Raw genomic sequence first — 12,758 nt, 5'->3', positions numbered from 1 at the left:
AAGGGAAGCATCATTCTCTGAACATATTTTTGTATCTTACAGCGACAAACAAAACAGGGAGGGTTTATATATGCAGCAGCAAGAACAGCAGCAAGGCGGCATGAAAGTGAAAGTGCAGCGCTTTGGGAGTTATTTGAGCGGAATGATCATGCCGAATATCGGCGCGTTTATCGCGTGGGGTATCATTACCGCGCTGTTTATTCCGGCAGGATGGTTTCCGAATGAACAGCTGAACACGCTGGTCAGCCCGATGATTACGTATTTATTGCCGCTTTTGATAGCGTATACAGGCGGAAAAATGATCTACGACCACCGCGGCGGAGTTGTCGGAGCGACAGCGGCAATTGGGGTGATTGTCGGATCGGATATTCCAATGTTTTTAGGCGCAATGATTATGGGTCCGCTTGGCGGATACCTCATTAAACAGACTGATAAATTATTCAAGGATAAAGTCAAGCAAGGCTTTGAAATGCTGATCAACAACTTTACGGCAGGGATTGTCGGCGCGGCTTTAACGATTCTCGCGTTTTACGCTATCGGCCCGGTTGTCCTGACGCTAAATAAATTGCTGGCGGCTGGTGTGGAAGTCATTGTACACGCTAATTTACTGCCGGTAGCCAGTGTTTTTGTAGAGCCGGCGAAAGTGTTGTTCCTTAACAACGCCATAAACCACGGAATCTTAAGCCCGATCGGAATCGAGCAAGCATCCCAAACAGGAAAATCAATTCTGTTTTTAGTAGAAGCAAACCCTGGACCGGGGCTCGGCATTTTGCTGGCGTACATGTTCTTTGGCAAAGGATCTTCAAAATCAACGGCTCCCGGTGCGGCGATCATCCATTTCTTCGGCGGGATTCACGAGATTTACTTCCCGTACATTCTGATGAAACCGGCCCTGATTCTTGCAGCCATTGCCGGCGGAGCAAGCGGACTCTTAACGTTTACGATCTTTAATGCCGGACTTGTCGCGGCAGCGTCACCGGGAAGCATTATCGCATTGATGGCAATGACGCCAAGAGGAGGCTATTTCGGCGTATTGGCGGGTGTATTGGTCGCTGCAGCTGTATCGTTCATCGTTTCAGCAGTGATCCTGAAATCCTCTAAAGCTAGTGAAGAAGACCTGGCTGCCGCAACAGAAAAAATGCAGTCCATGAAGGGGAAGAAAAGCCAAGCAGCAGCTGCTTTAGAGGCGGAACAAGCCAAAGCAGAAGAAGCGTCTGAGCTGTCTCCTGAAAGCGTGAACAAAATTATCTTTGCGTGTGATGCGGGAATGGGATCAAGTGCCATGGGGGCATCCATCTTAAGAAACAAAGTGAAAAAAGCGGAGCTTGACATCAGTGTGACCAACACGGCCATTAACAATCTGCCAAGCGATGCGGATATTGTCATCACCCACAAAGATTTAACAGACCGCGCGAAAGCAAAGCTGCCGAACGCGACGCACATATCAGTGGATAACTTCTTAAACAGCCCGAAATACGACGAGCTGATTGAAAAGCTGAAAAAGTAATCTTATAGAAAGAGAGTGATTGTCATGCAAGTACTCGCAAAGGAAAACATTAAACTCAATCAAACGGTATCATCAAAAGAAGAGGCTATCAAATTGGCAGGCCAGACGCTGATTGACAACGGCTACGTGACAGAGGATTACATTAGCAAAATGTTTGAACGTGAAGAAACGTCTTCTACGTTTATGGGGAATTTCATTGCCATTCCACACGGCACAGAAGAAGCGAAAAGCGAGGTGCTTCACTCAGGAATTTCAATCATACAGATTCCAGAGGGCGTTGAGTACGGAGAAGGCAACACGGCAAAAGTGGTATTCGGCATTGCGGGTAAAAATAATGAGCATTTAGACATTTTGTCTAACATCGCCATTATCTGTTCAGAAGAAGAAAACATTGAACGCCTGATCTCCGCTAAAAGCGAAGAAGATTTGATCGCCATTTTCAACGAGGTGAACTGACATGATCGCCTTACATTTCGGTGCGGGAAATATCGGGAGAGGATTTATCGGCGCGCTGCTTCACCACTCCGGCTATGATGTGGTGTTTGCGGATGTGAACGAAACGATGGTCAGCCTCCTCAATGAAAAAAAAGAATACACAGTGGAACTGGCGGAAGAGGGACGTTCATCGGAGATCATTGGCCCGGTGAGCGCTATTAACAGCGGCAGTCAGACCGAGGAGCTGTACCGGCTGATGAATGAGGCGGCGCTCATCACAACAGCTGTCGGCCCGAATGTGCTGAAGCTGATTGCCCCGTCTATCGCAGAAGGTTTAAGACGAAGAAATACTGCAAACACACTGAATATCATTGCCTGCGAAAATATGATTGGCGGAAGCAGCTTCTTAAAGAAAGAGATATACAGCCATTTAACGGAAGCAGAGCAGAAATCCGTCAGTGAAACGGTAGGTTTTCCGAATTCTGCCGTTGACCGGATCGTCCCGATTCAGCATCATGAAGACCCGCTGAAAGTATCGGTTGAACCATTTTTCGAATGGGTCATTGATGAATCAGGCTTTAAAGGGAAAACACCAGTCATAAACGGCGCACTGTTTGTTGATGATTTAACGCCGTACATCGAACGGAAGCTGTTTACGGTCAATACCGGACACGCGGTGACAGCGTATGTCGGCTATCAGCGCGGACTCAAGACGGTCAAAGAAGCAATCGATCATCCGGAAATCCGCCGTGTCGTTCATTCGGCGCTGCTTGAAACTGGTGACTATCTCGTCAAATCGTATGGCTTTAAGCAAACTGAACACGAACAATATATCAAAAAAATCATCGGTCGCTTTGAAAATCCTTTCATTTCGGACGATGTGACCCGCGTAGCGAGGTCACCTCTCAGAAAACTGGGAGAAAATGATAGGCTTGTAGGCCCGGCAAAGAAAATAAAAGAACCGAATGCACTGGCGGAAGGAATTGCCGCAGCACTGCGCTTCGATTTCACCGGTGACCCTGAAGCGGTTGAACTGCAAGCGCTGATCGAAGAAAAAGGATACAGCGGCGTACTTCAAGAGGAGTGCGGCATTCAGTCCCATGAACCGTTGCACGCCATCATTTTAAAGAAACTTAATCAATAACCGATCACCCGTGACACAATGTCACGGGCTTTTTTTACTATCTCGCAATCTAGTATAATAGAAAGCGCTTACGAAAACAGGGGAAGGAGAATGACAATGAAACAATTCGAGATTGCGGCAATACCGGGATACGGTGTAGGAAAAGAGGTTGTAGCGGCTGCTGAGAAAGTGCTTCATACAGCCGCTGAGGTACACGGAGGTTTGTCATTCTCATTCACGGCTTTTCCATGGAGCTGTGATTATTACTTGGAGCACGGCAAAATGATGCCCGAAGATGGAATACATACGCTTACTCAATTTGAAGCGGTTTTTTTGGGAGCCGTCGGAAATCCGAAGCTGGTTCCCGATCATATATCGTTATGGGGACTGCTGCTGAAAATCCGGAGGGAGCTTGAGCTTTCCATTAATATGAGACCCGCCAAACAAATGGCAGGCATTACGTCGCCGCTTCTGCATCCAAATGATTTTGACTTCGTGGTGATTCGCGAGAACAGTGAAGGTGAATACAGTGAAGTCGGCGGGCGCATTCACAGAGGCGATGATGAAATCGCCATCCAGAATGCCGTGTTTACGAGAAAAGCGACAGAACGTGTCATGCGCTTTGCCTTCGAATTGGCGAAAAAACGGCGCAGCCATGTGACAAGCGCCACAAAGTCTAACGGCATTTATCATGCGATGCCGTTTTGGGATGAAGTCTTTCAGCAGACAGCCGCTGATTATAGCGGAATCGAAACATCATCTCAGCATATTGATGCGCTGGCCGCTTTTTTTGTGACGCGTCCGGAAACGTTTGATGTCATTGTGGCGAGCAACTTGTTCGGTGATATTTTAACCGACATCAGCTCAAGCCTGATGGGAAGCATCGGCATTGCGCCTTCTGCGAACATCAATCCATCCGGCAAATATCCGTCCATGTTTGAACCGGTTCACGGCTCAGCTCCTGACATTGCCGGACAGGGCCTTGCCAATCCGATTGGCCAGATTTGGACAGCGAAGCTGATGCTCGACCACTTCGGAGAGGAAGAGCTGGGGGCGAAAATTCTGGATGTAATGGAGCAAGTGACTGCCGACGGCATCAAAACACGCGACATTGGGGGACAAAGCACAACGGCTGAGGTCACTGATGAAATCTGTTCGCGCTTAAGAAAGCTCTGATGAATCAGGCCGGGGCAGATGGCTGCCCGGGCCTGTCCATTTCCTTACGAAAATTTCCACGAAAGTCTAACCAAGCAGATCCAAATGCTGTATAATAATTTGGAATTCTTAGGAAAGCATCGGGTGAAGGAAGTTGAATGCAAAAACAATCACGTTAAAGAAAAAAAGAAAAATCACAACGATCGTTATACTCAGTATCATTATGATCGCAGCTCTCATTTTTACGATCAGATTGGTGTTTTACAAGCCTTTTCTTATTGAAGGATCATCAATGGCCCCAACGCTTAAAGACTCAGAAAGAATACTGGTTGATAAAGCAGTCAAATGGACTGGCGGGTTTCACAGAGGCGACATCATAGTCATTCATGACAAAAAGAGCGGCCGCTCATTTGTCAAACGTTTAATCGGTTTGCCTGGTGACAGCATTAAAATGAAAAATGATCAGCTATACATAAATGATAAAAAGGTGGAAGAACCATACTTAAAGGAATATAAACAGGAGGTCAAAGAGTCGGGTGTAACCTTAACGGGTGACTTCGAGGTTGAGGTTCCTACCGGTAAATATTTTGTGATGGGAGATAACCGTCTCAATTCACTGGATAGCAGAAACGGAATGGGCATGCCTTCTGAGGACGATATCATCGGTACTGAATCTCTCGTCTTTTATCCATTCGGTGAGATGAGACAGGCAAAATAAAACTCAGTGCAACAAAGAACATGGAACGTACGGAACCAAAACACGCGATAATAAAGCGCTGTAAGCGATTAAAAAATTTCTGATGAAACAGGGCGGAGCCGTTTTTCCGCCCCGTTTTTTATGATAGAGAGCGTTTTGAAGAAAAGGGCCCTGTTGAAATAAACAGAATCAGGATTGGCGAAGCCGTGAAGCGCATCGAATTGATAAATCTCAAGATGGGTATGCTGTTTTTCCCGCAGTTTTTTGATAAGAAGCGCTACGTCAAACGACGGCTCATAATTAGGGAAAAACAATAGGACCGGGCAGGCTGGCACGTGATGAAGAGAGTCGCGTATCCGGGAACCGTAATAACAAACCGATCCGCTCACCTCAGGCATACTGCTGCATTTCCATGCGATAGTAGCCCCCACGCTGAATCCAATCACAAAGATGTGCCGTCCGGCGTTTTGTCTGATCACATTCTGGATGATGGTTTCTCCCGTTTTCAGCCGTTCGTGTTTTGTAAATTGTTCGTATGCCGTTTTTTCTTCTTACAGTGTGTAGACTTCATCCTCGCCGAGCAGGTTGGGCGTCAACACATCATATCCAGCCATTTTGATCAGCCGGCCCATCTTTTTCATATGGCTGTTTACACCGTATATTTCGTGTACGAGAATGACAAGCGGTTTTGGGGACATAACGGCCTCCTTTTGTGTTTTTCCCATTATATCCTATCGTTTCACTTTAGGCTGAGATATAATGGTCAAAAAAGGAGATATAAAATGAACTCATTACCTTTGCCTCACCGCTATCCATTTATGTTTATTGATGGCGTGACGGATAGCGAGCCCGGCAAACATGCGGCAGCTTATAAGCTGATTAGTGAGAACGATTGGTTTATTACTGATACGCAAACAGAAATGCCGTTTTCACTTGTGATTGAAGCGCTTGCGCAAACCGCGGCTTTTACAGGAATTACAGATGAGAACAGCTTGGGATTATTGTCTTCGGTGAAGAAAGCGGAAAAGCTGGGAGAAGCTGTGCCTGGTGACCGGCTTGATCTTACGTTTGAAGTCACGCGCAATCGGCGCGGGTTTGTGTTCGGACATGCCAAGGCATCAGTTGGAGAGCAGCCTGTTGCTGAAGCTGAAATCGGCATCTATATTGAAAAATGAAAAAAACCCTTCACAACATTTTGTGAGGGGTTCTATTTTGTGTCGTAATCCCGTTCGCTTTGAGAGTTATCTCTTTGCTGGCGTTTGTGTTTTTCATCATTCATATTTTCCTTCAGCTCTTCATTAGGAATCGGATCGGTTAAGTCGTTGTGCTGGGGGTTTTCATTTGGTTTGTTTTGCTGTTTTTTTTCTGTCATGTTTGATCACCTCACCGTTTGTTTTCCTCTTATCCATTCTCCTCAAACATAGGAAATCGCTTTTTTGTCCCGCTGGGTATAATGTATTAGAATAGAGAGAAGCACAACAAAAAGATAAAGAGAGGTACATATATGTCTGTTCAAAGAGAAGATGTAGATATCAAGCTGATCGCAATTGATATGGATGGTACACTGCTGAACGACGAGCAGCTGATCTCGGATGAAAACCGCAAAGCCATTCGTGAAGCGGAGGATAAAGGTGTGTATGTGGTGATCAGCACGGGCCGGACGCTGATGACGTGCCGGGAGCTGGCGGAATCGCTAAAGCTGTCATCCTTTCTAATCACGGCAAACGGCAGTGAAATTTGGGATTCGAATTTTAATTTGGTGGAACGGAAGCTGCTTCATACGGACCATATTCAAATGATGTGGGATTTGCGGAATAAGCACAACACTAATTTCTGGGCTTCTACGGTGAATAAAGTATGGAGAGGCGAGTTTCCGGAAAACATTACGGATCATGAATGGCTCAAATTCGGCTTTGACATTGAGGATGACGATATCCGAAACGAAGTGCTTCAGGAGCTGAGAAAAAACAAAGAGCTCGAAATCACAAATTCAAGTCCGACAAACATTGAAGTCAACGCGCTTGGCATCAACAAAGCTGCAGCCCTTGCCAAGGTTACGGAAAAACTCGGCATTACAATGGAGAATGTGATGGCGATGGGCGACAGCCTTAATGACATTGCGATGATCAAAGAAGCGGGTCTTGGCGTCGCAATGGGCAATGCGCAAGACATCGTAAAAGAAACGGCTGATTATATCACGGATACAAATATTGAGGATGGTGTCGCTAAAGCGATTCGCCATTGGGTACTATAAAAAAAGAGAGTCCTAAGATGGACTCTCTTTTTTAGTTTGGCAGGTTTTCTTCTGGGACCATGGTAGGTTTTCTGACAAAAGTATTTCACAAACTGATATGATTCACTTATAATGAAATAAAGTTCAAAAATTCGGAATAGTCGTTCCGAATTTCGGGACAATAAATGACATAAAGCATATCGTTTGCTTTGGCAGGAGGGATTCTGTGTTTCAGATTGATTTAAACTGTGATTTAGGAGAAAGCTTCGGATCCTACAAGATAGGTCTTGACCAAGATATTTTAGAGTATGTGACATCAGCGAATATCGCATGCGGATTTCATGCAGGAGATCCTAGTGTTATGCGAAAAACCGTCGCGCTTGCAGCGGAAAAAGGCGTAAAAATCGGTGCGCATCCGGGCTTGCCGGATTTACTCGGTTTTGGGCGCCGCAATATGGCGATTTCTCCTGAGGAAGCGTATGATCTTGTCGTTTATCAAATTGGCGCGCTCTCTGGCTTTCTAAAAGCAGAGGGACTTCACATGCAGCACGTCAAGCCGCATGGCGCTTTATACAATATGGCGGCAGTCGATCAAAAACTGTCGGATGCTATCGCGAAAGCTGTCTATAAGATTGATCCAGGCCTGATTCTTTTCGGTCTTGCTGAGAGTGAGCTTGTAAAAGCGGGAGAACGGATCGGACTTCAGACCGCAAATGAAGTGTTCGCCGACAGAACATACCAATCGGACGGCACGCTGACACCGCGCTCCCAGCCGGACGCACTCATTGAAAGTGATGATGCCGCCGTCACCCAGGTCATCAAAATGGTGAAAGAAGGGGCGGTCAAATCTCAGCAAGGACATGATGTGTCATTAAAAGCAGATACAGTCTGCATTCATGGAGATGGAGCCCATGCGCTGACATTTGCGCAAAAAATCAGAAAACAGCTCAAAGCGGCTGGAATTGAAGTGACAGCTATTTCAGAACAGAGGTCAACATAAAGGAGGAACAATAGATGGAGCAGCAGAAAAAGACAGCAGGAAAAAAAGCGGGAAGCTGGTCATTGCTGATGGGCGCCGCCTTTTTAATGGCGACATCAGCAATCGGACCGGGTTTCCTCACCCAAACCGCAACATTCACAAACACACTCGCAGCAAGCTTCGGTTTTGTCATCTTAATCTCTATTATTTTAGATATTTTCGCCCAAACCAATGTGTGGCGCATCATCGCAGTTTCTGGAAAACGAGGTCAGGAAATTGCGAATATGGTGCTTCCCGGACTGGGATATTTCATCGCCATTCTCGTCGTGCTTGGCGGACTAGCTTTTAATATTGGGAATATCGGAGGGGCCGGGCTGGGACTTCAGGTGCTGTTCGGCATTACACCTGAAACAGGCGCTTTAATCAGTGCCGTTATCGCCATTTTGATTTTTGTCATCAAGGAAGCAGGAAAAGCGATGGACCGTTTTACGCAAATCGCGGGGTTCGTGATGATTATTTTAACGGTCTACGTTGCGGCGACGACAGCTCCTCCGGTCGGACAGGCAGTCGCAAATACATTCGTCCCGGAACACATCAGCATATTTGCCATTGTCACCCTAGTGGGCGGAACCGTCGGCGGTTATATCACATTTGCCGGAGGACACCGTTTGCTTGATGCCGGAATTAAAGGGAAGGAATCCATTCCGCAGGTGACAAAAAGCTCGGTTGTCGGCATTTTAATTACATCTGTCATGCGTATCGCTCTTTTTCTTGCGGTTCTAGGCGTTGTATCGAAAGGCCTGCACATCGATGAAAGCAACCCGGCGGCTTCTGTCTTCAAGCTGGCTGCTGGAAATGTCGGTTATAAAATTTTCGGATTGATCATGTGGTCTGCGGCGATTACGTCTGTTATTGGAGCAGCCTATACATCTGTTTCATTTTTCAAGACCTTTTCTCCAAAAATTGAAAAGAATTCACGCGGTATTATTATCGGATTTATTGTGGTTTCTACGTTAGCTTTTGTCACAATCGGCCAGCCTGCGAAGATCCTCGTCCTTGTCGGTTCACTGAACGGCTTAATTCTGCCGATTGCGCTCGGAACGCTGCTTGTTGCCGCCTACAAGAAAAACATTGTCGGTGATTATAAGCATCCGCTTTGGCTGACAAGCACAGGCGCGCTTGTAGTGATTGTAATGGCAGTTATGGGAATCTACACGTTAATTACACAACTTCCTCAATTGTGGAGCTGATATAAGTGGAGCAATTAAACAAAATGGCGCCAAAGGATGTACGCGCCCTGATACGAGAGGGGAAAATAAACGGGCCGACCGCAGGCATGTCCGGCGGCTACGCCCAAGCGAATCTTGTGGTTTTGAAAAAGGACCTTGCGTTTGATTTTCTGCTGTTTTGCCAGCGAAATCAAAAGCCCTGCCCCGTGCTGGATGTGACTGAAGCAGGTTCGCCTGTGCCGTCTCTGGCTGCGCCTGATGCTGATATCAGAACGGACTTTCCGAAATACCGTATTTACAGGCACGGTATCCTAACGGAAGAAGTATCTGATATTACGCCATACTGGGAGGACGATTTTGTCGGCTTTCTGATCGGATGCAGTTTCTCCTTTGAACAGGCACTGATCAATAATGGGATAGCTGTCCGGCATATTGATGAGGGGACAAACGTCTCAATGTATAAAACGAATATCGATTGTGTGCCGGCGGGGGCGTTTCACGGACAGATGGTTGTCAGCATGAGGCCGGTTCCTGAACGGCTGGCTGTACGTGCCGCACAAGTGACCTCGCGTTTTCCGGCTGTGCACGGAGGGCCGATCCATATCGGCAATCCGGGAGCAATCGGGATTCGCGATCTCGGGAAACCGGATTTCGGAGATGCCGTTTCCATTCGTGACGGCGAGGTTCCTGTTTTTTGGGCATGCGGGGTGACCCCGCAAGCCGTGGCTATGAATGTAAAGCCTGAAATGGTCATCACACATGCGCCGGGGCATATGCTCATCACAGATATTCGAGACGAGTCGCTTGCGGTGCTGTAACCTCTCGTCATCCTGATGAACGAGAATTAAAAGAGGTGAGAAAGATGACTGTACGATATCAAATCGAACAGCTCGGTGATTCTGCAATGATGATCCGATTCGGAGAAGAAATCAATGAACAGGTCAACGGCATTGTCCACGCCGCGGCCGCTTATATAGAAGAACAGCCATTTCCGGGATTCATTGAATGTATCCCGGCTTTTACAAGTCTAACTGTATTTTATGATATGTATGAAGTGTACAAGCATTTGCCTCAAGGCATAAGCTCACCTTTTGAGAAGGTCAAGTGCGATGTCGAAGAGCGCCTGGCAGAAATAGCCGAAGACTATGAGGTCAACCGCCGTATTGTAGAAATTCCTGTCTGCTATGGCGGTGAATTTGGTCCGGATTTAGAAGAGGTGGCGAAGATCAATCAGCTGTCACCGGAGGAAGTAATCGACATTCATACAAACGGTGAATATGTGGTGTATATGCTTGGCTTCGCGCCCGGTTTTCCTTTTCTAGGCGGGATGTCAAAACGCATTGCAGCTCCGAGAAAATCATCGCCAAGACCGTCGATTCCCGCAGGTTCGGTCGGTATTGCGGGATTGCAGACAGGCGTTTACCCGATTTCAACGCCGGGCGGCTGGCAGCTGATCGGCAAAACGCCGCTGGCTCTTTTCCGGCCGCAGGAAAACCCGCCGACATTGCTGCGGGCGGGAGATACTGTGAAATTCGTTCGCATCTCAGAAAAAGACTATCACGCCTATAAGGAGGAGTCCAATTGAGCATGAAAGTATTAAAGCCCGGACTGCTCACAACGGTTCAGGATATAGGCAGAACGGGTTACCAAAAATACGGCGTTCTGGCCAGCGGCGCTATGGACACGGTATCACTGCGCATTGCCAATTTGTTGATAGGAAACGGTGAAAATGAAGCAGGTCTCGAAATAACGATGATGGGGCCCGGTCCGTCGTTTCATTTTTCAAAACAGACACTGATTGCTGTGACAGGGGCGGACTTCACGCTGCGTATTAATGACGAGGAAGCGCCTTTATGGAAGCCTGTGCTCATTAAGGAAAACAGCACAGTCAGCTTTGGCCCCTGCAAACTCGGCAGCCGTGCTTATTTGGCGGCAGCCGGCGGCATCGAGGTGCCTGCCGTCATGGATAGTAAAAGCACATACGTCAGAGGAAGCATCGGCGGACTTCATGGCAGAGCGCTTCAAAAAGAAGATGAACTGAACATTGGAGAGATGTCAGCTCTTTCGCAAACCATCCTTTCCCGCTTAAGTTCGCTGCTTGGAAAACAGGGATTTGCAGCACCGAAGTGGTCAGTCAGCCGCGGCAGATTTCTGCCATTGAAGAAGAATCCCGTTATTCGGGTGCTGGAAGGAAAGCAATTTGCCTTTTTCACAGAAGAATCAAAAACGCGTTTTTATGAAGAAGCATTTCGTGTCACGCCGCAGTCCGACCGTATGGGCTACAGGCTCAAAGGAGAACCGCTCGAACTGAAGGCCCCGCTTGAGATGGTGTCGGAAGCGGTTTCATTCGGAACAGTTCAGGTGCCGCCTGACGGCAACCCGATTATCCTGCTTGCAGACCGGCAGACGACTGGCGGCTATCCGAGGATCGCGCACATCATATCCGCTGATCTTCCGATTGTTTCCCAAATCATGCCGGGCGAGCACGTTCAGTTTGAGCCTGTGTCCCTCCAGGAGGCAGAAGCGCTTGCGGTAGAACGGGAACAGCATATAAAAGAACTGAAAACGAGAATGAAGATGGAATGGCTGACATAGCAAAGGGGATGAATGATGCAGAATAAAAATAAAACCGTAGTCAAATCTATGGCGCTGCTTAATTTGTTTTTGCATAAACCAAGCCTAACCTTAAGTGAACTGGTGTCGCTGACGGGAATGCCGAAGACCTCTGTTCACCGGATGGTCAGCTCCTTGGAGGAAATGGGGTTCCTCAGTCGGGATGCGTCCGGCGCTTATTCGCTGGGATTGGTGTTTTTGGAATTCGGACAGCTTGTCGCTGACAGGCTGGATATCAGAAAAATAGCGAAACCGGTGATGGAAGAGCTGTGCCGGGAAGTGGATGAGGCCGTGCAGTTGATCATGAGGGACGGCAATGAAGCGATATACGTTGAGAAAATAGAAGGGACACAGACTGTGCGGCTGTATACGGCGATCGGCAGGCGTTCCCCCCTATACGCGGGAGCGTGCGCCAGAAGCATTCTGTCCTTTCTTCCCCGTGAAGAAATCGAAGCATACATCAAACAAACCGAGCTCATTTCGATTGGCTCCGGAACGATTACCGATCCCGAAAAACTGCTTCAGGAGATTGATGCCTCTGTGCAAAATGGCTATACTGTCAGCTATTCAGAGCTCGAAAACTATACGGCGGCGATCGGCGCCCCGATCTTTAATCATAAGCGCCAAGTGGCAGCCGGCATTAGCATTGCAGGCTTTGAAGCGAGATTTACAGAAGACAGGCTGCCCTATTTAACAGAAAAGGTGAAGGACGCCGCTTTACAGATTTCAAGAAAAATAGGATATACATAAGTAGCCAATCTTTTCTCTGCTGCGTACATTAACGTAT

General features: G+C 47.4%; 14 protein-coding genes and 1 pseudogene. 13 read left to right on the top strand and 2 right to left on the bottom strand.

What is annotated here, in order from left to right:
• The first annotated feature begins 70 nt into the window (after positions 1-70).
• The 5 genes from PUN35_RS12605 to sipU all read left to right on the top strand — a co-directional run bounded on the left by PUN35_RS12605 (position 71) and on the right by sipU (position 4,938).
• Positions 71-1,507 (top strand): PTS mannitol transporter subunit IIBC, encoded by a 1,437-nt coding sequence (locus tag PUN35_RS12605; RefSeq protein ID WP_010886406.1) that lies wholly within the window; start codon positions 71-73, stop codon positions 1,505-1,507.
• A gap of 24 nt (positions 1,508-1,531) precedes the next feature.
• The gene (locus tag PUN35_RS12600) at positions 1,532-1,963 is read left to right on the top strand and encodes a PTS mannitol transporter subunit IIA (protein WP_003246714.1); all 432 of its coding nucleotides are present in this window, start codon (positions 1,532-1,534) and stop codon (positions 1,961-1,963) included.
• Position 1,964: 1 nt separating this feature from the next.
• On the top strand, positions 1,965-3,086 hold the full coding sequence (locus PUN35_RS12595; RefSeq protein ID WP_014478846.1) for a mannitol-1-phosphate 5-dehydrogenase: 1,122 nt from the start codon (positions 1,965-1,967) through the stop codon (positions 3,084-3,086).
• 90 nt (positions 3,087-3,176) lie between these two features.
• Positions 3,177-4,241, top strand: coding sequence for a tartrate dehydrogenase (locus PUN35_RS12590; RefSeq protein ID WP_031600163.1), 1,065 nt, complete (start codon positions 3,177-3,179; stop codon positions 4,239-4,241).
• Positions 4,242-4,374: 133 nt separating this feature from the next.
• Positions 4,375-4,938 (top strand): signal peptidase I sipU, encoded by a 564-nt coding sequence (gene sipU, locus PUN35_RS12585; protein WP_021481743.1) that lies wholly within the window; start codon positions 4,375-4,377, stop codon positions 4,936-4,938.
• Positions 4,939-5,006: 68 nt separating this feature from the next.
• On the opposite strand, the pseudogene PUN35_RS12580 reads toward sipU, so the two are convergent.
• A pseudogene (locus PUN35_RS12580) lies at positions 5,007-5,615 on the bottom strand (dienelactone hydrolase family protein).
• Between the two features lie 84 nt (positions 5,616-5,699).
• Between PUN35_RS12580 and PUN35_RS12575 the strand changes: the two are divergent.
• A complete protein-coding gene (locus PUN35_RS12575; RefSeq protein ID WP_014478850.1) occupies positions 5,700-6,092 on the top strand; it encodes a 3-hydroxyacyl-ACP dehydratase FabZ family protein in 393 nt (130 codons plus the stop codon).
• A gap of 32 nt (positions 6,093-6,124) precedes the next feature.
• Here the strand turns inward: PUN35_RS12575 and PUN35_RS12570 are convergent, their stop codons facing one another.
• Positions 6,125-6,289, bottom strand: a complete 165-nt coding sequence (locus PUN35_RS12570; RefSeq protein ID WP_014478851.1) for a hypothetical protein — start codon at positions 6,287-6,289, stop codon at positions 6,125-6,127.
• Between the two features lie 132 nt (positions 6,290-6,421).
• Between PUN35_RS12570 and PUN35_RS12565 the strand changes: the two genes are divergently transcribed.
• The 7 genes from PUN35_RS12565 (at position 6,422) to PUN35_RS12535 (ending at position 12,721) form a co-directional block, all read left to right on the top strand.
• Positions 6,422-7,171: a phosphoglycolate phosphatase gene (locus tag PUN35_RS12565; RefSeq protein ID WP_014478852.1), complete on the top strand. Its 750-nt coding sequence runs from the start codon at positions 6,422-6,424 to the stop codon at positions 7,169-7,171.
• Between the two features lie 205 nt (positions 7,172-7,376).
• Positions 7,377-8,150, top strand: a complete 774-nt coding sequence (gene pxpA, locus PUN35_RS12560) for a 5-oxoprolinase subunit PpxA (RefSeq protein WP_014478853.1) — start codon at positions 7,377-7,379, stop codon at positions 8,148-8,150.
• 14 nt (positions 8,151-8,164) lie between these two features.
• Positions 8,165-9,379, top strand: a complete 1,215-nt coding sequence (locus PUN35_RS12555) for an NRAMP family divalent metal transporter (protein ID WP_014478854.1) — start codon at positions 8,165-8,167, stop codon at positions 9,377-9,379.
• A 23-nt stretch (positions 9,380-9,402) separates the two neighbouring features.
• On the top strand, positions 9,403-10,176 hold the full coding sequence (locus PUN35_RS12550; RefSeq protein ID WP_010886407.1) for a putative hydro-lyase: 774 nt from the start codon (positions 9,403-9,405) through the stop codon (positions 10,174-10,176).
• Positions 10,177-10,220: 44 nt separating this feature from the next.
• The gene (gene pxpB / locus PUN35_RS12545) at positions 10,221-10,943 is read left to right on the top strand and encodes a 5-oxoprolinase subunit PxpB (RefSeq protein WP_014478855.1); all 723 of its coding nucleotides are present in this window, start codon (positions 10,221-10,223) and stop codon (positions 10,941-10,943) included.
• A gap of 2 nt (positions 10,944-10,945) precedes the next feature.
• Positions 10,946-11,953 carry a 5-oxoprolinase subunit PxpC gene (gene pxpC, locus PUN35_RS12540; protein ID WP_031600167.1) on the top strand — a complete coding sequence of 336 codons (1,008 nt, stop codon included), beginning with the start codon at positions 10,946-10,948 and terminating at the stop codon, positions 11,951-11,953.
• Positions 11,954-11,968: 15 nt separating this feature from the next.
• Positions 11,969-12,721, top strand: a complete 753-nt coding sequence (locus tag PUN35_RS12535) for an IclR family transcriptional regulator (RefSeq protein ID WP_014478857.1) — start codon at positions 11,969-11,971, stop codon at positions 12,719-12,721.
• Positions 12,722-12,758 lie beyond the last annotated feature (37 nt).

It is taken from the genome of Bacillus sp. N3378-2at, from assembly GCF_033412715.1.
Lineage (GTDB): Bacteria > Bacillota > Bacilli > Bacillales > Bacillaceae > Bacillus > Bacillus subtilis.
The sequence above is the reverse complement of the archived record's forward strand: the minus strand, read 5'-3'. Positions and strand labels throughout refer to the sequence as shown.